Consider the following 24,191-nt stretch of genomic DNA (forward strand, 5'->3'; position numbering starts at 1 on the left):
CACCATGGGGTCGGCGGGAAAGGACAACCGCGGGATCCCTGCCATCGCCACCATTGTCGACGAATTCCGTCATGCAGCCTATCCGGCCTCTTCGCCGGTGCGTAGCGCATGTCGAGCGCCTACGCCAGGACAGCGACGAAGCGCCAGTCGAGGACATCGATGGGTTCGGCGCCCGAGCCGGCTGCTCGGACTCGCGACCGTAAATGGGCGAGCCCGCCGTCGGACAGGGGCTCGAGCCGCTCCACCTCGATCGTGCTTCTGAGCGTGTCGTTCTCCCGGACCGGGCCGAGATGGTCACACCCGTGCCAGCCGACCACGGTGACGATGTTCGGCAAGGCGCGGACGGCCTGGTGCAGCGCGAGCCCGATGGTGTGGCCGCCGTACACGAGACGGCCTGACCCGCTCGCGGACGCGTCATGGTGTACTTTGGCCAGGTTGAGAGTCAGCCGAGCCAGTTCGGGTGCCGAGGAGACGACGTCACCGCCCGCCACGTCGAAGACGGCCCCCGGCGAGAGGTCGGCGAGGTGCGGGCCGGACCGCTCCGTGCGGTACGCGGTCAGATCCCACTGCGAGGTCACCGCTGAGAGTTCTTCATCGGATGGCGAGGCGCCAATGCCGGACAGGTCGTCCGCGTGCCCGGTTTCCCGTTCGTCGTCGCGCAGCGGCAGCATTGCGCAGCGCCAGAAGTCGAGTACCGGGCGGCCGTTCTGATCCAGGGTGCTGATCCGCAGTGCGGCCAGTCCGGTCGCGGCCCGTCCAGGGCGGCGCGAATTCTGCCGCAGTCCGACGACTTCAGTGACCGTGCTCAGGGTCTCTCCGAGCATGGGCGCCCGACGGAACACGACGCCTCGGTAGAAGAGGTTCGCCACCACGGTGTGCGTCGCGATCGTCGACTGCCCGATGGCCACATCCCAGACGAGATTGGGTGCGGCTAGAACCCCCCTGGCACCGGTCACCCGCCGTGACAGGCTGTGGTTCAGCACCAGCGGAAGGCGGCATCCGACGATCGCCTGGTGCGCGGCCGTCAGCCCTTCGGTGAGCGTGACGGCGGGAGCGTTGTCGAACCGCTGGCCGATACGGAGGTCCTCGAAATAGGGGCCGTCCACCGGCACACGGCGCAGGTCGACGGAGTTCATCGCACGCCTCCCGTCCCAGCGCGGGACAGTGTCTGGCGGGCGGTGAGAGCCATGGCCGAATCGGCCATCTCGCCATTGACGGCGATGGCGCCGCTGCCGTCACGCTCTGTCCGCTCCAGCGCCGCGCAGACCGAGCGTGCCCGTTCCGCCTTCTCGTCCGACGGCGTGAACGCCTCGTTGACCGGGCCGATCTGACGCGGGTGGATCCCCCACTTGTCGTCGAACCCGAGGTCGCGCGCACGTTGGTTGACCGCCGCAGAGCCCTCGGCGTCATTGAACGCCAGATATGGCCCGTCGATCGCGTGGAGCCCACGTCGTCGAGCGGCGAGCAGTACGGCGTGCTGCGCCGGCAACCAGACGGCCAGTGTCCGGGGCTCGTACGGCCGCCCTAGGACGGCGCCAAGATCGGCGTATCCGAGGATGAGTGTCCGCAGGCGCGGCGACGTGGCGGCTGTCTCGTCGACGCGGTGCATGCCCTTCGCCGTCTCTATCAGCGCCTGGATGCCGATCCGAAGCCCCGCACCGCCCGCTTCGACACCGGTCGGCAGCCGGTCCACGAACGCGATGTCATCTGGATGCTTCACCTTTGGGGTCACCAGAGACGCGAGTCCGGCGCCGTTCCCGACCAGGTGAAGGACGTCCTCGTGGCACCATCGCGTGCCCACGGCGTTCACCCGTGCGGCGATGGTGGCCGGGGTCGGCGGGATCGCCAGCAGGCGCGCCGCCAGGTCGGCGCGTGCCCGCGGCTTCGCGTCGGGTGTGACGAAGTCCTCCAGGTCGATGACGATCTCATCGGCGCCCGGAGTGAGCACCTTCGCAGCGTCCGGCGCCGGGACGGACAGGCAGGAGCGGCGCACCACAGAATCCACAGGCCACCTTCCCAGCGGGCGGATCTCAGGACAGGGCAGATCTAAATGTGCGGCCAAATTCTCATGTCTGACCAGCAGCTGTCAATGGGATGCCGTTGACAGCTATGGGCGGCAAGACCAATATGGCCGTACAAATTGTGAAGGAAGGTGCTCGGTGATCGCCGCTCCAAGAACCGCCCCGGACGCCGACAAGCCGTTGGCCGGCATGCGGATCGTCGAGGTCTCATCGTTCGTCGCGGCGCCGCTCGGCGGCATGACGCTGGCACAGCTCGGGGCCGACGTGGTGCGGGTCGATCCGCTCGGCGGGGCGCCGGACCATTCCCGCTGGCCGCTCGCCCCCTCCGGGCAGAGTCTGTACTGGGCGGGTTTGAACAAGGCGAAGCGCTCGCTCTGCGTGGACCTGCGCTCGGCGGAAGGCCAGGAAATCGTCACGCGGCTCATCACCGACTCGGGACCGGGAGGCGGCATCGTGCTGACCAACTCGGCCGGCCGGCCATGGCTGACCTTCGAGGCGCTCGCGGAGCGTCGGCCCGACGTGATCCACCTGCAGATCGAGGGCCACCACGACGGTGCGCCGGCGGTGGACTACACCGTCAACGCGGCCATCGGTTTCCCCATGGTGACCGGCCCGGAGGGACACGCGGATCCCGTCAACCACGTTCTGCCCGCGTGGGACATGGCCTGCGGGCTGTACGCGGCGATCGGCATCCTCGGCGCCGATCGCCGTCGGCAGGCGACCGGGCAGGGCCAGGCGATGAGCGTGGCACTGTACGACGTGGCCCTCGCCATGGTCGGCAATCTCGGATTCCTCGCCGAGGCGCAGGTCGGTGGGGTCACCCGTCCGCGGGTCGGCAACCACCTGTACGGCGGCTTCGGGCGGGACTTCGTCTCACGCGACGGGAAGCAGGTGATGGTGGTGGCCCTGACGTCCCGGCACTGGCGGGACCTTCTCGCGGTGACCGGGTTCGCGGACACCGTCGCCGCGCTCGAACGCGGCCTAGGCGCCGACTTCTCGGTGGAGGGTGACCGCTTCGCCTACCGGGAGGTGCTGGCCGGGCTGCTTCAGCATTGGTTCGGCGCCCACGATCTGGCGCAGATCCGGGAACGGCTGGGCGGGACGTCAGTGCTGTGGTCGGCCTACGGGACGTTCGCCGATCTCATCGGCGAGCAGGCCGGCGACGTGCGCGCCAACCCGATGATGGACGTCATCGACCAGCCCGGTGTCGGCGAGCATCTCGCGCCGGGCTCGCCCATCGCCGTGCGCGCGACCCGCAGGAGGGACGTCGTGCGGGCTCCGGTGCTCGGCGAGCACACCGATGAGATCCTGCGCGGCCTCGGCCTGCGGGATGACGAGATCCAGGACCTGCGCGCGCGCCGGGTCGTGTCCGCCTGGGCCGAGCGCCCCGCGGAGCGGCCCGGCCCCGCGAACTGACAGCGCGCTGGTTGCCCGACTCGCCCCTCCGTTCCGGAGGCGCTCCGCGAGATCGGAAAGACACGAAGGAAAGGAACCGACCGATGGGCCGGCTTGCGCAGACCACAGGACTCACCGATGTCCAGCAGGAGATCCTCGACACTGTCCGTGACTTCGTCGACAAGGAGATCATCCCGGAGGCGCAGCGCCTTGAGCACGCCGACGAATATCCTCAGGCGATCGTCGACCGGATGCGGCAGATGGGCCTGTTCGGCTTGACCATCCCGGAGGAGTACGGCGGTCTCGGCGAGTCGTTGCTGACGTACGCCCTGGTCGTGGAGGAGATCTCGCGAGGCTGGATGAGCGTGTCGGGGATCGTCAACACGCACTTCATCGTCGCCTACATGCTGATGCGGCACGGAACCGATGAACAGAAGCGGCACTATCTGCCCCGGATGGCCACCGGTGAGGTGCGCGGAGCGTTCTCGATGTCCGAGCCGGGCTGTGGATCGGATGTGTCCGCCATCAAGACCCGTGCCGTGAGGGAGGGCGACGGGTACGTCATCGACGGCCAGAAGATGTGGCTCACGAACGGAGGTTCGGCGACCCTCGTCGCGGTGCTGGTGAAGACCGATGAGGGCGCCGAGTCCATCTACCGGAACATGACCACGTTCCTCGTGGAGAAGAGGCAGGGCTTCGGCGAGGTCGAGCCGGGTCTCACGGTGCCCGGCAAGATCGAGAAGATGGGATACAAGGGTGTCGACACCACCGAACTCGTCTTCGATGGTTACCGCACCTCCGCCGCGCAGATCCTCGGTGAGGCTCCGGGGCGTGGTTTCTACCAGATGATGGACGGCGTCGAGGTCGGCCGGGTCAACGTCGCCGCCCGGGGGTGCGGCGTCGCGCTGCGCGCCTTCGAGCTCGGCGTCCGGTACGCGCAGCAGCGCGAGACCTTCGGCAAGCGCATCGCGGACCACCAGGCCGTGCTGTTCCGGCTCGCCGACATGGCCACCAAGGTCGAGGCCGCGCACCAGATGATGGTCATGGCCGCACGCAAGAAGGACTCCGGCGAGCGCAACGACCTTGAGGCCGGCATGGCCAAGTACCTGGCGTCGGAGTACTGCCGTGACGTCGTCGAGGAGTCGTTCCGCATCCACGGGGGTTACGGCTTCTCCAAGGAGTACGAGATCGAGCGCCTCTACCGCGAGGCTCCGATGTTGCTGATCGGCGAGGGCACCGCGGACATCCAGCAGATGATCATCGGTCGGCGTGTGCTGGAGGACTACAGGTTGCGCTCGTGACGCCCGGGTGCGGGCGCCTTGTTCCATGGACATCGCCTTCGATCACAAGTATCTTTGCTATTCTAATAATGATTGAAGGTGAGGCGCTCGATGTCCGACGTTCGCTTCGTGGATACTCACATGCATCTGTGGCATCTGACCGCGCACAAGTGGTATCCCGCGCTCGATCCGCCTGAAGGTGAGGACGACTTCGGCATCGGGGACATGGCCGGCCTCCGGAGGGACTACCTGCCCGCGGAATACCGCGCGGACGCCTCCGGCGCGGGGGTCGTCGTGGACAAGGTGGTCCACGTCTCGGCGGTGACCGCACCCGGGAGTCACCTGGACGAGGCCCGCTGGCTCGACGCCCTTGCCCCCGGTAGCGGTCTGGTGGGCGCGGTCATCGGCGCCGTCGAGCCGGGTTCGGACGCCGTCGCCGTCGCTCGGGACATCGCCGTTCAGGCGGAGAGCCCGTTGTTCCGGGGGATTCGGGTCCTGTACGGCTTCGACCCGGTGGACCCGGTGACCCGCACGCTGGTGGAACTGCTGGACGCGGGCGGCCATGTGCTCGACGTGGTCATCCGGCCCGCCGAGGTCGAGGGCTGGCTACCGCTGCTGCGCGACGTACCGGGGCTCTCGGTGGTCCTCGAACATGCCGGCTGGCCGGACAGCGCGGATCCGGCACACCTTGCCACATGGCGGGACGGCCTGGCGGACCTGGCCCGCCTGGACAACGTGAGCTGCAAGATTTCCGGCCTGCCGATGGCACTGCACACGCTCGACGGGACGGTTCTGCGCCCATGGATCGAGACATGCCTGGACGTCTTCGGCACGCACCGGACGTTCTTCGGCAGCAACTTCCCGGTCGACTCTCTGTTCGGGACGTACGCCCAGCTTGTCGACGCGTACCTGGGCGCGACGAGCGGGCTCACCGCGGCGGAGCGGGACCAGGTGTTCGCGGCCAATGCCGAGCGCTGCTACGGGATCTGAGGAGATCGCCATGAAGGTTGGGTTCACCATGGACCTGCGTAATCCACTGGGGCGGCCGTGGCGCGACCACTGGGAGGACTGCCTCCGTCTGATGTGCGAGTCGGAGGCGATGGGCTTCGACTACGTGATGGTGCAGGAGCACTTCTTCCAGCCGGACGGCTATGCACCGTCGGTGCCGGTCTTCCTGACACTGCTGGCTGAGCGCACCAGGACCATCCGAATCGGCTCCTACGTATACATCCTTCCGCTGCACCACGCGGCCATGCTGGCGCAGGAGACTGCGGTGCTGGACCATCTCTCGGAAGGGCGGCTCGACGTCACGGTCGGGTCGGGACACAGCGCCGCGGAATATCGCGCACTCGGCTATTCGCCGAAGACCCGGCCCTCCCGCATGCAGGAGGGCATCGAGGTGCTGAAGCGCGCTTGGACAGAGCGGCCGTTCAGCTACACGGGGCGTTACTATGACCTGCACGATGTCATGGTGCAGCCGGCACCGCTGCAACAGCCCCATCCGCCTCTGTGGGTCGCCGCCACCGCACCGCCGGCCGCCCGTCGCGCCGGCCAGGTCGGTGCCCATCTGCATGGCGCCTCCGTCGACCCGGCGTTCCACGAGGCGTACTTCGCCGGCCTGGCGGAGGCCGGCGTGCCACGCGATCAGGCCCGGATCTCGAACCCGTGGTCGATCACGGTCACGGATGAGAATCCGGACGCGGTGTGGGAGCGGCGTAAGGATCTCATCTTCGAGCGGTGGGACTTCTACCGGCGGATCCGCGACGACATGGGTGATCAGAACCTGCAATACGGCCTGCCGCCGTCGCCGGAGGCATACCGGGACTTCGAGCTGATCGGTGACGCGGACACGGTGATCGGGACGCTGAAGGGATTCGTCAGGTCGCTCCCGCTGACCGACATCGTCCATTCGGGGCCAGCCGGGGGGACACCACCGGACGAGGCGTACGCCGACCTCAAGCGCTTCGCCGATCAGGTCCTGCCGACACTCAAGAGCTGGTAGGGACGCGCAGGACGCCATATGGAGGTTCCTGCTCCACTGTGTGATCGGCGGAAGGCCACAGGGGTCCGGTCGCACCTGGCAGCCAGGTGCGACCGGACCCCGGCCGTCATCACGGGCTTGCGTAGTAGCGGCTGACGGTCTCGGCGACGCAGGCCGGTTTCCGTCCGCCCTCGATCTCCATCGTCGACCGCAGCACCGCTCCGACGCCGCCGGCGACGTCCTCCGCCTCCTGTAGCAGGGTGCTGACCCGCACGCGTGAGTTCACCGGCACCGGGCTCGGGAAACGCACCCGGTTGAGACCGTAGTTGATCGACATTCGCACGCGGTCGATCCGGTAGATCTGACCGACCAGGACCGGCAGCAGCGACAGGGACAGGTGACCGTGCGCGATGGTCGTGCCGAAGGGGCCGTCCGCGGCCAGGACCGGATCGACGTGGATCCATTGGTGATCGCCGGTGGCTTCCGCGAACGCATTGATCCGCTCCTGGTCGATCGCCAGCCAGTCGCTCGTGCCGAGCGTCTCGCCGACGCAGGCCCTGAACTCGCCGAGATCTCTGAAGACGCGCACTACATGTTCCTTCCACCGGCGACCTCGGTCACGGTGCCGGTGATGAACCCGGACAGATCCGAGGAGAGAAACAGGACGGCCTTGGCGATGTCCTCGGGTTCGCCGATCCGGCCCAGCGGGATGTCCGCGACCATCCTCGCGAGAACCTCGGGCGGCATGGCGGCCGTCATGGCTGTTCGGATCAGGCCCGGCTGGATCGCGTTGACCCGGACGTCGTACTTGGCCAGCTCGCGTGCGGCGGCCTTGGTGAGCCCGACGATGCCCGCCTTGGCGGCGCTGTAGTTGGTTTGCCCGAAATTGCCGACTTTTCCAGAAATCGAGGATATGTTCACGATGGAGCCGCGCCCCTGGGTCCTCATGGCCCGGCCGGCGGCGCGGGTGCCGAGCCAGGCCCCCGTCAGGTGAACGTCCACGACGGTCCTGAAGCTCTCCAGGGTCATTTTCGCCATTGTGGCGTCTCGGGTGATGCCCGCGTTGTTGACCATGACATCGACGGTTCCGAACGTTTCACGGCAGGTGTCGACCAGCGCGTCGACGGCGTGCTCATCGGTCACATCGCAGGGTACGGAGATGGCCTGGTGCCCCTGAGCCTTGAGGTCGGCGGCCGCCAGCCTGGCGCCTTCGGCGTTGATGTCGCTGACCACGACGGAGGCGCCATGCCGGGCCAGGACCGAGGCGATGGCCAGACCGATCCCCTGAGCGGACCCGGTGACAATGGCATTGCGGCCCTCAAGAAGTTTCACGTCTCATTCCGTTCATCAGTCGTCAGGTGAAAGCCGCAAGGTCTAGTCAACCCAGCGAGGTGCGCGCTTCTCGACGAAGGCGAGGGGGCCCTCGGTCTGGTCCGGGTGTCCCCACAGGCTGACGAGGTGTTGCGCGCCGACACGGCACGCATCCGTGAGTCCCAGCTCGAGAGCCGTCCACAGAGCCTTCTTGGTCGCTGCCATGGCGGCCGGGGAGTTGCGCGCGATCTTCTCCGCGAGCTCCTGCGCGGCCTCCCGCAGTTTCTCGGGCGGGTCGACGATCTGGCTGATCATCCCGAGTTCGTAGGCACGCTGTGCCGTCATCCGCTCATGGGCACCGACGAGTGCCATCCGCATGACCGCCTCGAAGGGTATCTTCTTGGCCAGGCCGATCACTTCGATCGCGGTCACCTGGCCCACGCTGACGTGTGGGTCGAAGAACGTCGCGTCGGAGGCCGCGATGACGATGTCGGCGTCGGCGACGAAGTGCAGGCCGCCGCCCGCGCAGAGGCCGTTGACGGCCGCGACGACCGGCTTGGTGACGTTCTGGTGCCAGGATGTGAAATGGAGATCGAAGTCGATCAGGCTGTCCTGGTAGCGCTCCATGCCCACGCCGTCGGTGGCGATCTCGCTGAGGTCGGCTCCCGTCTGGAAGGCACGGCCCTCGCCGGTCTGCACGATGACCCGTACGGCGGGGTCGCGGTCCAGTTCGAGCCAGGCGGCCGCCAGTTCCTCACGCATCGCGTTGTTCATGGCGTTGAGCACCTCGGGCCGGTTGTTGACCAGCCAGCCGACAGGGCCGTGGCGCTCCACCTTGATGGTCTCGTACGTAGTAGTCATGCCTGGCATGTCCTCTCCTGTCACGCGACTTCGTGTTCAAGCAGCTCGCTCAGCGCGGCGACGTGCTCTTCGACCTGCCCGAGCAGGCGGGCACTCGTGCGCGCCCGCTTGTAGTACAGGTGTGCGTCGTGCTCCCAGGTGAAGCCGACGCCGCCGTGCAGCTGGATCGTCTGGGCGGTGACCCAGGTCGACGCCTTGGCCGCCATGAGCGCGGCCACGAGGGAGTTGCGTGAGAGCTCGGTGCCCGACGACCGCGTGGCGGTGTAGACGGCGGAGCGCGCGGACTCGACCTGGATGAGCGCGTCGGACAGTCGCTGCTTGACGACCTGGAACGATCCGATGGGCCGCGCGAACTGGATGCGCGTCTTAGCGTACGCGACGACCATGTCGAGACAGCGCTGGGCGACACCGGTCTGCTCGGCCGCGAGAAGCGCGCGCGAGACGTCGGCGGCCGTGGCCAGGGCGGCGTCGCAGCCCACCGGCCCGACGAGCTCGGCCTCCACACCGGTCAGCTGGAGCCGCGCCATCTTCCGTGTCTGGTCCAGCGTGACGAGTGGCTCCGCGCTGAGGCCGGCGGCGTCGCGCTCGACGGCGAAGACGCCGGGACCGTCCGGTGTCCGTGCCACCACCAGCAGGAGATCGGCGGTCGCGCCGTCGACCACGTGGTGCTTCGTTCCGTCGAGCCACCATCTGTCCCCCGCGCACCGTGCGGTGGTGCGCACGCCGGATACGTCCCACCGGGCGCCGGCTTCGGCGAGGGCCACGGTCGCGGTGAGCTCGCCGTGGGCGATCCGGCGCCCGTGGCACTCCATCGCGCGCGGATCGTCCAGCGCGAGCAGCAAGGGGACGGCGAGCACTGAGGTCGCGAAGAGCGGCGTGCAGGCGAGCGAGGCACCGCACTCCTCGACGGCGACAGCCAACTCCGTGGGGCCGAGTCCGCCGCCGCCGTAACGCTCGGGCAGCATCAGGCCGGGCAGGTCGAGCCGCACCAGCAGCCGCCAGGTGGAATCGTCCCAGCCGCGCTCGGTCATCATGGCCGCGCGGACCCGGGCGGAGGTGCTGGCGCCGGACAGGGCGCTCCGTACGCTCTCGCGGAACTGATCGAGGTCCTCTTCCGAGGTGGTGGTCATGGCCGCTCCTAGATCTATACGGCGCCGATTCATACGACGCCGTCGTGGTGCAGTCGGTGGATGGACGCGTCGTCGTACCCGAGCTCGCGGAGGATCGTGTCGGTGTGCTCGCCCAGGGCCGGGACGGGACCGGCGGGGGTCTTCCAGGCGGAGCTCACCGGAGGCGCGAGCGGGGTGGCGACCGGGCCGGCCGGCGCGGGCACGGTCAGCCAGCGGTCACGCGACACGAGCTGGGGGTGGTCGACGACCTCCGCCAGGCCGTTGACCAGGGCGCAGCCGATGCCGGCCCGGTGCAGCGCGGTGACGGCCTCGGAGCCGCCAAGGCGGCCGATGACCGAGGCGAGAAGCTCGTCGATGTCGGCTCGGTGAGTGACGCGCGCCTGGTTCGTGGCGTACCTGGGATCGCCGGCCAGGTCGGGCCTCTCCAGCACCGCCGTGGCGAGCTTCGCCCACTCGCGGTCGTTCTGGACGCTCACCGCCACGAGCTTGCCGTCGGCGGTCCGGTAGACGTCGTACGGTGCGATGGACGGGTGGCTCATGCCGGACGCGAGGCCGGGTACCGAACCGTGCTTGTGCACGATGAGGGGGTAGCCCATCCAGTCGGCCAGGGCATCGAGCATCGACACCTCCAGCACGCAGCCCTCGCCCGTACGCTCGCGGCCGAGCAGCGCCGAGAGCACGGAGGAGAACCCGAACATTCCGGCCGCGATGTCGGCCACGGAGATGCCCGGCTTGATCGGGTGCTCCAGGCTCCCTGTGATCGTCGTCAGGCCGCCCTCGGCCTGGATGAGCAGGTCGTATGCCTTGCGGTCGTCGTACGGGCCGCCGGTGCCGTAGCCGGAGATCTCGCAGACGACGAGCCGCGGATGCCCGGCGAGCAGGGTCGCGCCGTCCAGGCCCAAGCGGGAGGTCGCCCCGGGTACGAGGTTGTGCACGAACACGTCGGCCCGCGCCAGCAGGGCCTCGAGAACGCGACGGCCCTGCGGCGCCTTGACGTCGAGCGCCAGCGACTCCTTGTTGCGGTTGGCCCAGGCGAAGTGCGCCCCGGTGCCGTTGGCGTGGGTGTCGAAGTGCCGGGCGAAGTCGCCGCCGTCGGGCCGCTCCACCTTGATGACGCGTGCTCCCAGGTCGGCGAGCTGGCGGGTCGCGTACGGCGCCGAGACGGCCTGCTCCATCGAGACGACCAGCAGGCCGTCGAGTGGTGCCGTCATGTGCGGGAGAAGTGCTCGATGGCGGCCTGCAGCGTGCCGTCGAGGGTGCTCGCACCGCCGATCGGCTCGGGCAGGACGACGGGTCCGTGCTCGCGGCTCGGCAGCAGGATGGTCGCCGTCCCCGGCGCCGTGACCTGGCCACGCTGGTTGGTCGCGGACAGTTCGAGGTCGACGGCCGGGTGGACGCCGTTGCCGTCCTCGACGAGGTGCTTGCGCACGACGGTGCCGGTGATCCACTGGGCGTCGCCGATGTAGTTGAACTGACGGAACTCCACGCGCAGCCGCCAGAGCCAGGCGTCGTCGCCCATCCAGTCGGTGCAGGCGTGGATCATCCAGGTCTCACGCATCCGCCCATAGTCGAAGGTCGTGGGGTTGCCGGAGCGGCGCGCGAACTCCGGGTCCCAGTGCACCCGCTGCATGGCGTCCCAGACCCCGAGTTCGTCGCGGTGGTAGAAGCGCGGGATGCGCCGGCGGTTCCGGTGCGCCAGACGCAGGGGCGCGACACCATAGACGCCCGTGCCCATGCCGGTGTGCCAGCAGACGATGTCGGTCACGGTGAGGGGGCCCTTGACGAGGGGGGTGATCGCGTCGCCTTCGTGAACGTCCTCGAACCATCGCGGCTCCGCGCCGCGGGGCCGCTCGGCGGTGTACCGGGCGTCGATCTCGGCGATCCGTTCCTCGGTCCAGGGCTCGATCGCGACGTCGTCGTACTTCTTGCGCTTGCGCGCCTCGGTGCGCTCGGTGCGGATCATCAGCCGGTACTGCCCGGCGAGCGGGGTGCCGTCGGCGTCGGCGAAGACGTTGGCGTTCCACTCGTGGACGGCGCGCCCACTGAACTCGCTGGGCTTGTCGAGCACGCCCACGAGGGCGTTGCGCCGGTGGACGGCCCGGTCGGCGTACAACGGCGACCACCACTCGCGTTCGCACGCGGAGTAGAAGGCGTGGACACCGCGCAGCGGGTCGCCCTTTAGCTCGTCCTGACGGGCCAGGTCGGCCTCGGTCAGCACGTCCTCGCCGATGACGCTGTCGCCGCCCACGAGCGGAAACGGGGCGATCGGGCGGCCCCAGCGCGAGCGCTCGGCGTAGCCGGGGTCGCACCACAGCGGGTTGTCGTCGCCGTAGGAGCGGGCGGCGATGCGGAACGCGTCGGTACCGGGCCGCAGGTAGTGGGGCGGCACCGGGTTGGGCTGGGCGATGCCGATGCGCGCACGCAGTGCCGCCACCCCCCCGTCCGTGATGCGGGGCTGGGTCTTCTCATCCGTCGGAGCCATGTTGCCTGGACGTCCTCTCGCCTTTTCTTTGCTATCTTATAACTATAAGATTCGACATGTCGAGAAAGCGGGGGGCGCATGGTGTACGAGACGTTGCTCGTCGAGCGTCACGGGCCGGTGGGCTGGCTTGTGTTCGACCGGCCGCACGCCGGCAACGCCATGGACGCCGTGATGATGGCCGAACTGCCGCGCGCCTGGCGCGAGCTCGACCGGGACGAGGACGTGCGCTGCATCGTCGTGTCCGGACGCGGCAAGGCGTTCCAGACCGGGCTGGACATGGCGGCCCTCGCCCGCGACCCTGCGAGCCTGCGGGAGTCGAGCCGGCGCACTCGTGACGCGGCGCTGGAGCTGACCGGCTGGCATCTCGGCGTCGGCGTGCCGGTCGTCGCCGCTGTCAACGGGGTGTGCGCCGGGGGAGGTCTGCACTTCGTGGTCGACGCCGACGTCGTCCTCGCCGCGCGCCACGCCACCTTCGTCGACCCCCACGTCAGCGTCGGCCAGGTCAGCGCCTGGGAGGCCGTAGGCCTGGTGCGCCGGATACCTGCCACGGCCGCCGCCCGCCTCGCGCTCATCGGGGTGCACGAGCGCCTCGATGCCACGCGGGCGCGCCAGCTGGGACTGGTCGGCGAGGTGGTCGACGGCGAGGAGTTGCGAGACGCGGCGCAGCGTGTGGCCGAAGCGATCGCCCGCGGTCACCCCGTATCGGTACGGCGGATCAAGCAGGCGCTCTGGCGGTCGGAGGAACTCGGTCTGGCCGGAGCGCTCACAGCGGCCCGCGAAGCGGCGCCGCGGCCGATGCATCACCAGAGAGACGGAGAGGTTCAGCCATGACAGAGCAGCAGCCGGCGTCCACTGAGGTGCCGGTCGGACCGGACGTGCGGCCCGATCTGGCCGTCGAGGCGGTCCGGGGGTGGATCGAGGCCCACGTGCCCAGGCCGTGGCGCGAGGCGGGGGAGAGAGGCGGCGCGCGCGCGGTACGCGTGGTCAGGTCGCCCGAGGAGTACCAGGCGTGGTATCCCGTCTTCGGCGCCTCCGGCCTGGTCGCCCCGACCTGGGACGTCGAGCACGGTGGGCTCGGCTGGAGGCGGCCCGTCGCTGCGGCCGTCGAGAAGGTGCTGCGCCGGTACCATCTCCCGAGGCTCAACCCCCTCGGGCTCAACCTCGTCGCCCCGGCGCTGTTCGCGCACGGGACTCCGGAACAGCGCCGCCGCTTCCTCGGCCCGATCGTCCGGGCCGAGGAGTTCTGGTGTCAGCTGTTCAGCGAGCCCGGTTCCGGCAGCGACCTCGCCTCGCTGTCGACGAGGGCCGAGCGGGACGGCGACACATGGGTGGTGACCGGTCAGAAGGTGTGGACGACGTGGGCCGATCGCGCCGACTTCGGCGTCCTGCTCGCCCGCACCGATCCGGACCTGCCCAAGCACCAGGGCATCGGCTATTTCCTCATGGAGATGCGGCAGCCCGGCGTCGAGGTCAGGCCGCTCCCTCACATCGGCGGGGAGACGGAGTTCTTTGAGGTGTTCTTCGACGGTGCCAGGGTCCCGGACGGTCACAGAGTCGGCGAGGTCGGCGCCGGCTGGAGGGTCGCGCAGGCGACTCTCAGCGGGGAGCGGCAGATGGCGTCCGGGTCGGGATCGGGCGGCGTCGACCGGATCGGCGGTGTGAGCGCCTCCCATCTCGTACGCCTGGCTCGCCGGCGGAGCGCGGCCGGCCTGCCGGGCGGCTGGGACGATCCGGTGACCCGAGAGCACATCGTCTGGCTGTGGTGCGAGGAGCAGGCTCGTACCTGGACGAACCAGCGCGTCCGGGACCGGCTCGCTGGCAACCTCCCGCCGGGACCGGAGAGCTCGATCGGCAAGGTGCACGGCTCCGAGCTCAACCAGCGTGTCCAGGAGATGGCCGCGGACCTGCTGGGCGAGGATGCCATGGCGTGGCGCGGATCGGCCTCGACGCCCGCCGAATACTGGGATGGCATGCCGGCGGAGATCCGTGGACTGCTCCGCAGCCGTGCCAACACCATCGAGGGCGGCACCACCGAGGTCAACAAGAACGTGATCGCCGAACGGGTCCTGGGACTACCGAAGGACTTCGACCCCTACCGGGGAAGGCCCTGGCGGGAACTGCCCCGGAGCTGAGCGGGACTCATGCCAGGGGAAGCCCGAGCACCCGCTGCGCGACGATCTGGCGCTGGATCTGCTGAGTGCCGCCGTAGATCGACTGGGCGCGCGACCACAGGTAATCCGAGAACGGACCCGGCGCGCCCAGTACGAAGGACGGCCCCGCGAGATCGCTGACCACGCGGTAGAGGTTCTGCTCGACACGTGTGGCCAGCAGCTTGTCGACCGAGCCGGCGGATCCGGTGGTGTCCGTGGTGCGGTTCGCCAGCGACCGTGCCACGTGCCACTGCATCACCTGGACCTCCACGGTGGCCTCCGCGAGGCGGCGGCGCAGGCCCGCGTCGGCGGCCACCCGGCCCGACCGGACGTCGTCACATGCGGTGGCCAGCACGCGGCCGAGCCGTCCGACCCATCCCATATCGGCGGGTCCGCGCTCGTACGACAGCATGTGCATCGCGATCTGCCAGCCCTGACCGCGCTCGCCGATCAGGTTGGCCGCGGGCACGGTCACGCCGTCGAAGAAGACCTCGGCGAACTCGCGGCTGCCGCTGGCAAGCACGATCTCACGGCGGTCCACGCCAGGGGACCGCATGTCGACGACGAGCATCGACAGGCCGCGGTGGCGCGGCCGGTCCGGCTCCGTCCGCGCGAGCAGGAGACACCACCCCGACCACATCGCGCCGCTGGTCCAAATCTTCTGGCCGTTGACGACGAACCGGCCGTCATCGAACGTCGCAGTGGTGGAGAGCCCGGCCAGGTCAGAGCCTGCCCCGGGTTCGCTGAAGCCCTGGCACCACACCTCAGTGCAGTCGAGAAGCCCGGGAAGCACCCGGGCTTTGAGCTCCTCGCCCGCGAAGTCCGCCACGGCGTGAGCGATGTGGCCGATGGGCGGCGACGGAGGCGCCCCCGCGGCCGCGAGTTCCTCGTTGAGAATGGCCTCGTAGGCATCCGGCAGGCCGCGCCCTCCGTAGGCGGCGGGCAGCGAGAGGCCCGCGTAGCCCGCCGCGGCCAGGGCGCGGTGCCAGCGCAGGGTCCGCTCGACGGCTGCGGCGGACTCGTATCCGGTGCCATCGCGGTGCTCGGCGAGATGGTCGCGCAACCAAGCGCGCAGACCCGCCCGGAATTCGGCTTCGGCGGGATCGTCGGCGAAATCCATGTCAGCTCCTCGAAAAGTCGTCGTCGGCGATGAAACTCTGATGGTGGTGCTCGTCGCCGAGCACCAAACGGCCGGCATGGGCACGGCGGAGCCAGATGTGCGCGGGGGCTTCCCACGTCATTCCGATGCCGCCGAAGACCTGGATGGCGCTCTCGCACACCTCCACCGCCGACCGGGACACGAATGCCTTAGCGACGCGTGCGGCGCGCAGGGCCTCACGGCCTGGAAGCGCGTCGACCGCCCACGCCGAGTAGTAGGACGCGCTCCGGCCGGCCTCCACGAGGACGTGGCTGTCGGCCAGGAGTTGCTGGACCGCCTGGAACGAGCCGATGGGAGCCCCGAACTGCGCACGCGTGCGGGCGTGCTCGATCGCGGCGTCGAGCGCGGCCTGCATCGTGCCCAGCAGGTCGGCGGTCAGAAGGCTCAGGGCGAACGCGTCGAGCCGCGCGGCCGCGTCGCCGTCGGGCGCGGTCGGCGCGAATGCGGGGATGCCCGCCGACGGTGCGCCCAGAGGGCGGACCGCGCGTGTCGGATCGGCGAAGGGCAGTGGGTCGCCGAGAGAGTGCGCGACACCGCTCGCCGGGATCACGGCCGCCTCGGCTCCCGCGGCGTCCCAGGCGAGGGCCCCGACGGCGGCGCAGGCGAGGCCGCGCAGGTTGGCGTCGAGCGCCGGTGCCAGGCGGATCCCGCCTTCCGCGATGTCCTGGAGCAGCCCGGAGGGAGCGCCCCACGCCTGAAGCTGCTCGGCCGCGAGGATGATCCCGAGGACCGGGGCGGCCACCGTGTGGTGGCCGAGTTGCTCGGCGAGCACGGTCAAGTCGACGACGCCGGCGCCGGCGCCGCCGTTCTCCTCGCGAAGGCCGATCGCGAGCCAGCCGGTGTCGACGACGCGGGACCACGAGGCTTTGTCAGGGACGGGAGGGGCGATGTCGTGAGGGCCGCGGCCGCGGTTCCACTGGGCCGCGAGGACGGCGGCCAGCTTGCCGCACGACTCGCGGAACGCCCGCTGCTCCGCGGTGAGCTCGATTACCATGTCACTCCGAGAGCTATCTTATCTATTATTGAAATAATGACGCTATTCTAGGGCTCGTCCGCGACGTCGGCAACGGGCCCGTGTCCGAGGGCGTCCTGAGCAGGGAGAGAGCCATGACCGAACGCCGGGCCGTCACCGTGACCATGGAGGACAACGTCGCATGGATCACGCTGGACGATGTCGAACGGCGTAACAGCCTGAACCCCGTGCTGGTCAGGCAGCTGGCCGATGCCTGCGCCGAGGTCCGGCGGGATCCCGGCCTGAGGGCTGTCGTGCTCCGTGCCCGCGGTCCCGTCTTCTCGGCCGGCGGTGACATCGACGCGCTCGGCGAGCCGGTGGAGGATCCGACCGTCGTCTATGCCGGCTTCAGAGCCCTGTCGGCCCTCCCGGTGCCCGTCGTCGCGGCGGTGCACGCCCCCGCGATCGGGGCGGGCGTGAACTTCGTCCTGGCATGCGACGTGGTCGTGGCCGCGCGAAGCGCCACCTTCGACCCCCGCTTCCTCGATGTCGCGATCCATCCCGGCGGTGGCCACCTGTGGCGCATGGAACAGCGCGTGGGCCGGCAGGGAGCCGCCGCGATGGTGCTCTTCGGCGAGGCCGTGACGGCGTTGGAAGCGGAGCGGTGCGGCCTCATCTGGCGCTGCGTCGAGGACGACGATCTCCTCGACGTGGTCCGCCGCATGACGGCGCGCGTCGTGGGGCGCTCGCCGGATCTGGTGCGACGGACCAAGGCGACGATGCGGCTCAGCCGCTCCCTGACCGATCCCCGCATGGCGGCCGATCTCGAACAGGTCGCCCAGGACTGGTCGATGCGGCAGCCCAGCTTCACCGAGGCCGTCCGCCGGCTCCGCGAGCGGGTACGGCCGCGTGCCGGAAACTCCTGACGGGCGTACCGTCAGCCGGCCGGGCGCAGTAGTGTCCCGGCCAGCTCGTGGAGTTCGGCCTTGGCCACCTTCCCGACCGCTCCACGGGGCAGGTCGTCGACGAACCAGACGCGCCGCGGCACCTTGAAGTTCGCGAGCCGCTCCCGGCACCAGCCGATGAGCTCCTCTCCGGTGACATCACGGCCGCCGGTGCCGTCCTCGGGAACGACGAAGGCGGCCGTCACCTCGCCGAGGCGCTCGTCGGGCACCCCGATGACGGCGACCTCCCGCACCTGCGGGTGCTCGACCAGCGTGTGCTCGACCTCGGCAGGGTAGACGTTGAACCCACCCACGATGACGAGGTCGCGCGCGCGGCCCGCGATGCGCACGTAGCCGTCGTCGCCGATCCAGCCGAGGTCTCCCGTACGCAGCCAGCCGTCGTGGATCACCTCGGCGGTGGCGACGGGATCGTCCAGGTAACCCGCCATGACGTTGTCGCCGGTGACCTCGATCTCGCCCACGAGCGGGTCGCCCGTCGCGTCAGGAGCCCAGACCCGGGCGCGTACGCCGTCGATGGGCCGGCCGATCGAGCCGCAGACCAGGTCGAACGGGTCTCCGGGCCGGGTCATCGTGCAGACGCCGGTGGCCTCGGTGAGCCCGTAGCCGATGATCACGTCATCGATTCCGAGGCCGTCGATGAGCCCCCGTACGAGGGCGGGCGGCACGATCGCCGAACCGATGACCGCCGTTCGAATGCCGAGCTCGCCCGGGATGTCGCCGGCCAGCCGGGCCGCGAGGACGTACTGCTGCACCGCGGGCGGGGCGTTGAGGACCGTGACCGGGTGGGTGCGCAAGACGTCGACGACGGACGTGGCGGACACCACGGGCACCAGCACGACGGTGGCCCGCGCGTGGAACGCGGAGATCAGACCGGTCTTGAACCCACCGATGTGCGCCAGCGGGTAGGTCACGGGGTAGATGTCGCCGCGCCTGAGGCCGACGACGTCGGACCAGGTGCGCGCCGTCGAGAGCATCGGCCCCTGCCGTAGCAACGCGCCCTTGGGGCGCCCCGTTGTGCCCGAGGTGAACTGGATGGCGGTGATGTCACCCGCGGGAACCGGGGAAACCGGCCTGCCGCCGGCCCGCTCGACCAGATCACTCCAGCCCGCGCCGCCTTCCGGCACGTCCTCGCCGAGGGCCACCACAACGGCGCCACCGGCTATCGACAAGGCCTCCTCCGCCAGCCGGCGACCGAGGAAGTGGTCAGGCGCGACCACGAAGCCGCAGGCGGCTCGCGGCAGGATCTCGCCCACCTCCGATGGGGTGTAGCGAGGGTTGAGCGGCACGAGAACGCCGCCGGCGACGATCGCCGAGAGCATGGCGACGGTGCAGTCGATCGTGTTCACGGCCCAGGCCGCGACCCGGTCTCCGGGGCGCAGGCCCTGGCTCTGCCAGGCGGCGACACCCGCGCGGACGCACGCGTCGAGTTCGGCGTACGAGAGGGTGTGTCCCTCGCAGATCACAGCGGTGACATCGGCGGCGTCCTCGGCCGCGGTGGCGAGCAGCGCGTCGATCGAGTGGGGGAAGGTAGCGGTCATGCCTGGTCCTCGTGGTGTGGTCGTGGATAGACGAGGTGGTCGCCGAAGGCGGCGCGCACGACGTCCGTGCTACGCGCGTCGAGAAGCTCGAGACACCAGGGAACCCGTGCGTCGCGGGACTCGGTGTAAGCCCAGAAGCCCGGGTCGGTGGGCGTCGGGGCGAGGGGCATCGCTCCGCGTCCGCGAACTACTGCGGTCATCGGGAACATCGTGTCCGGGTGTCGCCCGACAGGGGAGTAGCTCACCTCGGCGCCGTCGCCGAGCGCGGAGACGGCCCGGTCGAGGTCGTCGACCCAGAAGGCGAGGTGGTGGATTCCGGGACCGCGCTCCTCGAGCCACGCCGATGTGCGGGTGCGGCCGCGGTGCGGCTCCACGAGCTCGATCGCGGTGTCGGCCAGGCGGGCGAAGGCCACCCGGCCCGAGGACGGCCCGAGGATCTCGCCGTGGAGCTGGAGCAGCCCGTCGGGATGGTCCACGTCGCGGACGAGCCAGTCTTCGATGCCCAGCAGGGCACCCCATGTGCAGCGGAACTCCTCGATGCTGTGCACGGCGAAGCCGATATGACAGAGTCCCACGATTCCGGGAACGCTCATCGCCGCCCCAGCTCGCGCCGTCCGGGCCGCCGGGGGGGCCGCGGAGTGGGACTGTGTACACTCTCTGGGTGCACGCCGAATCCGGTGCCGGCTCCACGCGTCGCCCGAAACTCTCGCTCGAGGTGGCCCGGCAGATCGTCCAGACGATGAGCGAGGCTGGCATGGGGCCGGGCGACCGCTACTTGCCGGAGGCGGAGGCGATGCGGCGCCACGGAGTGGGACGAGGTACATACCGCGAAGCGCTTCGTTTCCTGGAGCACCAGGGCCTGATCATCATGCGTCCCGGGCCGAACGGTGGGCCGGAGATCGTCCAACCGGGCTGGCCCAATCTCGCCTCGACCATCGCCTTGCTGCTGCAGTTCGCCGGGGCGCCCCTGCGATCGGTGCTGGACGCCAGGGTCGTCATCGAGCCGGGCATGGCCGAACTCGCCGCGCGGAACGCGACGGAGGAGGAGCTGGCCCTGATGGCCGACGACCTCGACGCCATCGAACGCGCGCTGGGCTCCTATCGGGCGTTCGCGACGGCCTACGAGGCCTATTGGCAGCACCTTGCCGAAAGTAGCCATAACGAGTTGTTCGCCTTCCTCAGTCCGGCGCTGCGTGCCATCGTCAACAGCGCCGGATTCGTACCGGATGAACCGTATCGGAGCGAAGTGCTGGCCCGGCTTCGTACCGTGCACGCTGCCGTGGTCGCGCGTGACCCGGCTCGGGCCCGTGAGGTCATGCGCGCACTCGAGGAGGAGTTCGGGCGGCGGCTCAGGCAGGGGTATCCCCGGCAGATCGCACGGGTGATGACCTGGTCGGATGTGCGCCAGCCCGGTGACCCCGCGTAGCCGCCGACGGGACGCCGCCGAGCGTCCGAGTGTGACACCGAGCGCGGTCCGCGGCGGCGCGGTCATCCGACGCGGCTCACGCGCCGGTAGATGCGCCAGCCTCCGGGCGTGCGGGTGAGCTCGTCGGCGTAGACGCCGAACACGCGGACCACGGGCGCTGAGGTGGTGTCGCCGAAGAAGAGGAAATATGACACCGCGTCGGCCGTGTCTCCGTCGACGGTCACGTGCAGGGGGACCACGAGGTGGCGGGTCGCCGTTCCCGGTCCGCTGACCCCTTCCGCACGCCGTTGCCGGGTGGCGGCGACGATCTCCTCGATGCCGTTCTGCGTGCTCGCGCCGAAGGTCCAGGTGGCGTCGTGAGTGTAGAGCGTGCGGTAGTCGTCGGGCGTGCCCTCGTCGGCGAGGTGCGCGGCGCGCCCGACGAGATCCCGGATGAGTGCGTGGTCGTGCGCGGGGCTGGCGTCGGACATTGTGTCACTCTAACATATTAATGATGTAAATCATAGGAAGACGGACGTCGCGCAGTCGCCAAATTGAGGTACCTGATTTCAGTGATCCGTACATCCATTGACGATGTTGCGACTAAAGACTAGGTTCCTGGATTGCTCAGAGATGGCATCGGGAATGGAGGATGCGGTCATGGCAGTGATGTCGATCGGTGCACAGCTCGTCGCCGAATTCGACCGGATGGTCCGCCGGGACGGCGGCGAGGTCACCCTCCTGGCGGAGGACGGTGACGTGATCCGCGTTGGTTACCGGCCCGGGAACGCCGGCCCCGATTGTCGCGACGATGTCTGCATTCTGCCGCAGCAGGAGCTGTGGCAGCTCATGGCCGAGACACTGCGCCGGCGTGGCCCGCACATCGAGCTCGTGATGGAGGTACTCCCGTGAACACGCGGCTGACCATTGTCAACCCGGTTGCGACGCCCCGGTCACACGCCGACGGTGACCGCTTCCCACCCGCGGCGCGGCCGTCGACGCTGGACGGCGCGACCGTGGCGCTGTACTGGAACGGCAAGCAGAACGGCCTGGACGCGCTGGCGCGGGCCAGGGAGCTCATCGACGCGAGATTCCGTGGAGTCACCTTCATCGAGATGACGGGCGCGCTCGGAGGCACGACGCGTTACCTCTCCGAGGAGCAGCTCGCGCTGATCGAGAAGCGGGTCGACGCCATGGTCGCCTCCACGGCGGACTGCGGCAGCTGCTGCTCCTGGCTCATGCGCGACCTCTGCGAGGTCGAGCGCCGCGGCGTCCCCGCCGTGGGCTACACCGCGGAGATCTTCGATGAGGACGCCCAATTCAGCGCCAAGACTTTCGGTGTGCCGGAGGCGTGCCCGGTGATCGTCCCGGAGTGCTTCTCCAACAAGAGTACGGAGGAGATCCACCGCATGGTGGACGAGTCCTTCGCGGAGGTGGTCACCTGCCTGACGTCCGAGCGGGCCGTGTACGACGTCCTGCCCGAGTTCGCCTCGATGGTGCTCGAGGGGGCGCCCGAACTCCACTTTGACGGTGAGGACCAGCTCGACGCCTTCGACGAGATGCAGCGCCGGTTCGTGGCCAACGGCTGGAGTGACGGGATGCCCCTGGTGCCGCCGACCCGTCGCAAGGTCGCGGAGATGGTGGCGGCGTCCGGGCTGGACGGTGACCACGTGATGGGCGACTTCGCGCCGGGCTTCGGCATCGGCACAGTGGAGAAGATCGCCGCGAACGCGGTCATGGCAGGGTGCCGGCCGGAGGCCATGCCCGTGGTTCTCGCGATCATGGAATGCATCCTCGACCCGTCCATAGGGCTGCGCACCTGGGCGATGTCCACCGGTCCGCAAGCCCCGCTCGTGCTCGTCTCGGGCCCTATCGCCGACCAGATCGGCATGAACCGCGGTATCTGCGCGCTCGGCCCGGGCTCGATCTCCGCGGTCAACGTCGGCATCGGGCGAGCGCTGCGGCTCATCATGATGAACGTGGGCCTGTCGTACCCGGGCATCACCGACATGGACACGATCGGTACCCCGATGAAGTTCTCGGCCTGCGTCGCCGAGAACGAGGAGCGAACGCCATGGGATCCCTGGCGTGTCCAGCAGGGCTTCTCGGCAGAGGAGTCGACGGTGACCGTGAACGTCCCCTATGGCATGACCGAGTTCTTCGACTTCCAGAACTCCAATCCGGAACTGCTCATCGAGAGCTGGTCGACACTCACCTCCCAGGCCGTCGGCACGCCGGCTGCGGGCGCCTGGTTGATCAAGCAGGACGCTCCGCTGTCCGCCGGGTATCCGTTCCACGGGAAGTTCTCCAACATGCTGCTGATGGCGCCGGACCACGCTGCGGCCTTCGCCGCGGCCGGCTGGACACCGGACGACATCCGTGAGGCGATCCACCGGCGGACGAAGGTGCCGTTCCGCCAGCTGATGTTGAACCAGTCGATGGCCGCCTTCGAGACGTCCCACCCGGAGCTGCGGTGGTTGCTCGACGCCCCGGAGACGATGGTCACGGTCAACCCCTCCGCCGACTGCTTCGAGTTCTTCGTCGTCGGCGCCAAGGCCGGGCGCAGCCAGTTCTGCTTCGGAGGCACGAACTCGGTGACCAAGCCCGTCGTCGTCCCCTGAGATGCCTGGAGAATCGATGATCGATCTGAGCGAACCCCGTCCGCATGTCGCCCTCGTCACCCTTGACCGGCCCGCGCGCCGTAACGCCCTGGACCTGGCCGGCTTCCGAGAGCTCGCGGCGACGTGGCGCGAGGTCGCGGCGGGTGGGGCGCGGGTCGCCGTGGTCACCGGGGGAGCGGACTTCTCCTCCGGCGCGGACCTGGCGACGTTCTCCGATGACGTCGCCGCGGCGCTTCGCGGCGGCGAGTCGGCGACCGATCTCTGGGCCGAGGTGCACTTCGCGCTCCTGCGCGACGCCGTGCTGACGGTACCGGTGGTGGCCGCGATCGAGGGCATCTGCTTTGGCGCCGGCATGGAGCTCGTCGGCGCGACGGACATCCGCGTCGCCGCCGAATCGGCCCGCTTCTGCCTGCCGGAGGTGCGGCACGGATTCATCGCTAGCGGAGGGTCGGTCGCGCGGTTGCCCCGCCAGATCGGCTACCCGGCGGCGATGCAGGTGCTGCTCACCGGAGAACGCTTCGACGCCACCCGGATGCGCGAGTGGGGGTTCGTTGGAGAGGTCGTACCGGACGGGTCGGCGATCGAACGCGCTCTTGAGATCGCCGAGCGGATAGCCGCGAACGCCTCCGAGGCGGTGAGAGGGGTCAAGCGCGCGGTCGGCGAGGGCCTGCGCGGCACTTTGGCGCAGGCGTTCGAGATCGAGTCGCGGGTGTCGGAGGAGGTGCTGGCTGTGTCTCGTGGTCCGGCGTCGTGATGAGCGGCCACGGGGCCTTCGCCGAGAAGGTCCCGTGGGCGCGGGCGATCTCGGTGACCGTCCCGCGTTGTCCGCCGGGAACGTCGCCGCACTTGAGCGCTGGTCCATGCACCCTTGTTTCGGCCGTGTTATCTATGTATCTTATAAATCATTGATTTATAAGACTCCACCGTAGAGTGGCGGTCG

At 69.4% G+C, this 24,191-nt stretch carries 24 protein-coding genes; 11 read left to right on the forward strand and 13 right to left on the reverse strand.

Translation table 11 applies throughout. The features are described from left to right. Positions 1-119 precede the first annotated feature (119 nt). Both IG98_RS0122315 and IG98_RS0122320 read right to left on the reverse strand, forming a co-directional pair. Entirely contained in the window at positions 120-1,136 is a 1,017-nt protein-coding gene (locus IG98_RS0122315) for a MaoC family dehydratase (protein WP_030915292.1), read from the reverse strand. Then, the gene (locus IG98_RS0122320) at positions 1,133-2,005 is read right to left on the reverse strand and encodes an HpcH/HpaI aldolase/citrate lyase family protein (RefSeq protein ID WP_030915295.1); all 873 of its coding nucleotides are present in this window, start codon (positions 2,003-2,005) and stop codon (positions 1,133-1,135) included. Before IG98_RS0122320 ends, IG98_RS0122315 begins: the two co-directional genes overlap by 4 nt. 154 nt (positions 2,006-2,159) lie before the next feature. Here IG98_RS0122320 and IG98_RS0122325 point away from each other — a divergent pair, with 154 nt between their 5' ends. The 4 genes from IG98_RS0122325 (at position 2,160) to IG98_RS47140 (ending at position 6,698) form a co-directional block, all read left to right on the forward strand. Next, on the forward strand, positions 2,160-3,437 hold the full coding sequence (locus tag IG98_RS0122325) for a CoA transferase (protein ID WP_245651666.1): 1,278 nt from the start codon (positions 2,160-2,162) through the stop codon (positions 3,435-3,437). A gap of 83 nt (positions 3,438-3,520) precedes the next feature. Continuing rightward, positions 3,521-4,717: an acyl-CoA dehydrogenase family protein gene (locus tag IG98_RS0122330; protein ID WP_030915301.1), complete on the forward strand. Its 1,197-nt coding sequence runs from the start codon at positions 3,521-3,523 to the stop codon at positions 4,715-4,717. A gap of 120 nt (positions 4,718-4,837) precedes the next feature. Then, complete coding sequence (locus tag IG98_RS47135) at positions 4,838-5,686, forward strand: amidohydrolase family protein (RefSeq protein WP_051752614.1); 849 nt, start codon at positions 4,838-4,840, stop codon at positions 5,684-5,686. A gap of 28 nt (positions 5,687-5,714) precedes the next feature. Continuing rightward, on the forward strand, positions 5,715-6,698 hold the full coding sequence (locus tag IG98_RS47140) for an LLM class flavin-dependent oxidoreductase (RefSeq protein WP_281178510.1): 984 nt from the start codon (positions 5,715-5,717) through the stop codon (positions 6,696-6,698). Positions 6,699-6,807: 109 nt separating this feature from the next. Here the strand turns inward: IG98_RS47140 and IG98_RS0122345 are convergent, their stop codons facing one another. From IG98_RS0122345 to IG98_RS0122370, 6 genes are read right to left on the reverse strand one after another with little or no spacing between them, the layout of a single operon-like run. Then, entirely contained in the window at positions 6,808-7,266 is a 459-nt protein-coding gene (locus tag IG98_RS0122345) for a MaoC family dehydratase (protein ID WP_030915310.1), read from the reverse strand. After that, positions 7,266-8,009, reverse strand: a complete 744-nt coding sequence (gene fabG / locus IG98_RS0122350; RefSeq protein WP_030915313.1) for a 3-oxoacyl-ACP reductase FabG — start codon at positions 8,007-8,009, stop codon at positions 7,266-7,268. Before fabG ends, IG98_RS0122345 begins: the two co-directional genes overlap by 1 nt. A 42-nt stretch (positions 8,010-8,051) precedes the next feature. Beyond that, complete coding sequence (locus IG98_RS0122355) at positions 8,052-8,849, reverse strand: enoyl-CoA hydratase/isomerase family protein (protein ID WP_030915316.1); 798 nt, start codon at positions 8,847-8,849, stop codon at positions 8,052-8,054. Positions 8,850-8,869: 20 nt separating this feature from the next. Further along, positions 8,870-9,979, reverse strand: coding sequence for an acyl-CoA dehydrogenase family protein (locus tag IG98_RS0122360; protein ID WP_030915318.1), 1,110 nt, complete (start codon positions 9,977-9,979; stop codon positions 8,870-8,872). 29 nt (positions 9,980-10,008) lie between these two features. Further along, a complete protein-coding gene (locus tag IG98_RS0122365; RefSeq protein WP_030915320.1) occupies positions 10,009-11,190 on the reverse strand; it encodes a CaiB/BaiF CoA transferase family protein in 1,182 nt (393 codons plus the stop codon). Beyond that, positions 11,187-12,461 carry a hotdog family protein gene (locus tag IG98_RS0122370; protein WP_030915321.1) on the reverse strand — a complete coding sequence of 425 codons (1,275 nt, stop codon included), beginning with the start codon at positions 12,459-12,461 and terminating at the stop codon, positions 11,187-11,189. The genes IG98_RS0122365 and IG98_RS0122370 overlap by 4 nt, the downstream gene beginning before the upstream one ends. Before the next feature lie 78 nt (positions 12,462-12,539). On the opposite strand from IG98_RS0122370, the gene IG98_RS0122375 reads away from it, so the two are divergent. Together IG98_RS0122375 and IG98_RS0122380 are read left to right on the forward strand one after the other, a co-directional pair. Then, positions 12,540-13,292, forward strand: coding sequence for an enoyl-CoA hydratase/isomerase family protein (locus tag IG98_RS0122375; RefSeq protein WP_030915323.1), 753 nt, complete (start codon positions 12,540-12,542; stop codon positions 13,290-13,292). Continuing rightward, the gene (locus IG98_RS0122380) at positions 13,289-14,593 is read left to right on the forward strand and encodes an acyl-CoA dehydrogenase family protein (RefSeq protein WP_030915326.1); all 1,305 of its coding nucleotides are present in this window, start codon (positions 13,289-13,291) and stop codon (positions 14,591-14,593) included. The genes IG98_RS0122375 and IG98_RS0122380 overlap by 4 nt, the downstream gene beginning before the upstream one ends. Positions 14,594-14,600: 7 nt before the next feature. Here the strand turns inward: IG98_RS0122380 and IG98_RS0122385 are convergent, their stop codons facing one another. Beyond that, complete coding sequence (locus tag IG98_RS0122385; protein ID WP_030915330.1) at positions 14,601-15,731, reverse strand: acyl-CoA dehydrogenase family protein; 1,131 nt, start codon at positions 15,729-15,731, stop codon at positions 14,601-14,603. Position 15,732: 1 nt separating this feature from the next. After that, positions 15,733-16,764, reverse strand: coding sequence for an acyl-CoA dehydrogenase family protein (locus tag IG98_RS0122390; RefSeq protein ID WP_051752616.1), 1,032 nt, complete (start codon positions 16,762-16,764; stop codon positions 15,733-15,735). A 113-nt stretch (positions 16,765-16,877) separates the two neighbouring features. Between IG98_RS0122390 and IG98_RS0122395 the strand changes: the two genes are divergently transcribed. Continuing rightward, the gene (locus tag IG98_RS0122395; RefSeq protein ID WP_030915336.1) at positions 16,878-17,648 is read left to right on the forward strand and encodes an enoyl-CoA hydratase-related protein; all 771 of its coding nucleotides are present in this window, start codon (positions 16,878-16,880) and stop codon (positions 17,646-17,648) included. An 11-nt stretch (positions 17,649-17,659) separates the two neighbouring features. Here IG98_RS0122395 and IG98_RS0122400 read toward each other — a convergent pair whose 3' ends face one another. Both IG98_RS0122400 and IG98_RS47145 read right to left on the reverse strand, forming a co-directional pair. Beyond that, positions 17,660-19,225 (reverse strand): AMP-binding protein, encoded by a 1,566-nt coding sequence (locus IG98_RS0122400; RefSeq protein WP_037970980.1) that lies wholly within the window; start codon positions 19,223-19,225, stop codon positions 17,660-17,662. Next, complete coding sequence (locus IG98_RS47145) at positions 19,222-19,818, reverse strand: VOC family protein (RefSeq protein WP_169750161.1); 597 nt, start codon at positions 19,816-19,818, stop codon at positions 19,222-19,224. Before IG98_RS47145 ends, IG98_RS0122400 begins: the two co-directional genes overlap by 4 nt. A 68-nt stretch (positions 19,819-19,886) precedes the next feature. On the opposite strand from IG98_RS47145, the gene IG98_RS47150 reads away from it, so the two are divergent. Continuing rightward, positions 19,887-20,651, forward strand: coding sequence for a FadR/GntR family transcriptional regulator (locus IG98_RS47150; RefSeq protein WP_169750162.1), 765 nt, complete (start codon positions 19,887-19,889; stop codon positions 20,649-20,651). A gap of 62 nt (positions 20,652-20,713) precedes the next feature. On the opposite strand, the gene IG98_RS45125 is transcribed toward IG98_RS47150, so the two are convergent. Further along, on the reverse strand, positions 20,714-21,121 hold the full coding sequence (locus IG98_RS45125; protein WP_051752620.1) for a nuclear transport factor 2 family protein: 408 nt from the start codon (positions 21,119-21,121) through the stop codon (positions 20,714-20,716). A 169-nt stretch (positions 21,122-21,290) separates the two neighbouring features. Here IG98_RS45125 and IG98_RS0122420 point away from each other — a divergent pair, with 169 nt between their 5' ends. Genes IG98_RS0122420 through IG98_RS0122430 form a run of 3 tightly spaced genes read left to right on the forward strand, consistent with a single transcriptional unit; the run spans position 21,291 to position 24,005 of the window. Then, entirely contained in the window at positions 21,291-21,542 is a 252-nt protein-coding gene (locus IG98_RS0122420; RefSeq protein WP_157594457.1) for a hypothetical protein, read from the forward strand. Beyond that, positions 21,539-23,251, forward strand: a complete 1,713-nt coding sequence (locus IG98_RS47155) for a UGSC family (seleno)protein (protein WP_051752623.1) — start codon at positions 21,539-21,541, stop codon at positions 23,249-23,251. Before IG98_RS0122420 ends, IG98_RS47155 begins: the two co-directional genes overlap by 4 nt. A 16-nt stretch (positions 23,252-23,267) precedes the next feature. Further along, positions 23,268-24,005, forward strand: a complete 738-nt coding sequence (locus tag IG98_RS0122430) for an enoyl-CoA hydratase/isomerase family protein (protein WP_051752625.1) — start codon at positions 23,268-23,270, stop codon at positions 24,003-24,005. Positions 24,006-24,191 lie beyond the last annotated feature (186 nt).

It is taken from the genome of Streptosporangium amethystogenes (assembly GCF_000721075.1).
Classification (GTDB): Bacteria; Actinomycetota; Actinomycetes; order Streptosporangiales; family Streptosporangiaceae; genus Streptosporangium; species Streptosporangium amethystogenes.

What these genes read in the sequence shown, in the direction of transcription:
- IG98_RS0122360 (WP_030915318.1), bottom strand. Translation starts at nt 9,979, where the DNA reads ATGACCACCACCTCGGAAGAGGACCTCGATCAGTTCCGCGAGAGCGTA.
- IG98_RS0122385 (WP_030915330.1), bottom strand. Translation starts at nt 15,731, where the DNA reads ATGGATTTCGCCGACGATCCCGCCGAAGCCGAATTCCGGGCGGGTCTG.
- IG98_RS0122375 (WP_030915323.1), top strand. Translation starts at nt 12,540, where the DNA reads ATGGTGTACGAGACGTTGCTCGTCGAGCGTCACGGGCCGGTGGGCTGG.
- IG98_RS47140 (WP_281178510.1), top strand. Translation starts at nt 5,715, where the DNA reads ATGGACCTGCGTAATCCACTGGGGCGGCCGTGGCGCGACCACTGGGAG.
- IG98_RS0122365 (WP_030915320.1), bottom strand. Translation starts at nt 11,190, where the DNA reads ATGACGGCACCACTCGACGGCCTGCTGGTCGTCTCGATGGAGCAGGCC.
- IG98_RS45125 (WP_051752620.1), bottom strand. Translation starts at nt 21,121, where the DNA reads ATGTCCGACGCCAGCCCCGCGCACGACCACGCACTCATCCGGGATCTC.
- IG98_RS0122330 (WP_030915301.1), top strand. Translation starts at nt 3,521, where the DNA reads ATGGGCCGGCTTGCGCAGACCACAGGACTCACCGATGTCCAGCAGGAG.
- IG98_RS47145 (WP_169750161.1), bottom strand. Translation starts at nt 19,818, where the DNA reads ATGAGCGTTCCCGGAATCGTGGGACTCTGTCATATCGGCTTCGCCGTG.
- IG98_RS0122380 (WP_030915326.1), top strand. Translation starts at nt 13,289, where the DNA reads ATGACAGAGCAGCAGCCGGCGTCCACTGAGGTGCCGGTCGGACCGGAC.
- IG98_RS0122390 (WP_051752616.1), bottom strand. Translation starts at nt 16,764, where the DNA reads ATGGTAATCGAGCTCACCGCGGAGCAGCGGGCGTTCCGCGAGTCGTGC.
- IG98_RS0122420 (WP_157594457.1), top strand. Translation starts at nt 21,291, where the DNA reads ATGGCAGTGATGTCGATCGGTGCACAGCTCGTCGCCGAATTCGACCGG.
- IG98_RS47135 (WP_051752614.1), top strand. Translation starts at nt 4,838, where the DNA reads ATGCATCTGTGGCATCTGACCGCGCACAAGTGGTATCCCGCGCTCGAT.
- IG98_RS0122355 (WP_030915316.1), bottom strand. Translation starts at nt 8,849, where the DNA reads ATGACTACTACGTACGAGACCATCAAGGTGGAGCGCCACGGCCCTGTC.
- IG98_RS0122315 (WP_030915292.1), bottom strand. Translation starts at nt 1,136, where the DNA reads ATGAACTCCGTCGACCTGCGCCGTGTGCCGGTGGACGGCCCCTATTTC.
- IG98_RS0122395 (WP_030915336.1), top strand. Translation starts at nt 16,878, where the DNA reads ATGACCGAACGCCGGGCCGTCACCGTGACCATGGAGGACAACGTCGCA.
- IG98_RS0122370 (WP_030915321.1), bottom strand. Translation starts at nt 12,461, where the DNA reads ATGGCTCCGACGGATGAGAAGACCCAGCCCCGCATCACGGACGGGGGG.
- IG98_RS0122400 (WP_037970980.1), bottom strand. Translation starts at nt 19,225, where the DNA reads ATGACCGCTACCTTCCCCCACTCGATCGACGCGCTGCTCGCCACCGCG.
- IG98_RS0122430 (WP_051752625.1), top strand. Translation starts at nt 23,268, where the DNA reads ATGATCGATCTGAGCGAACCCCGTCCGCATGTCGCCCTCGTCACCCTT.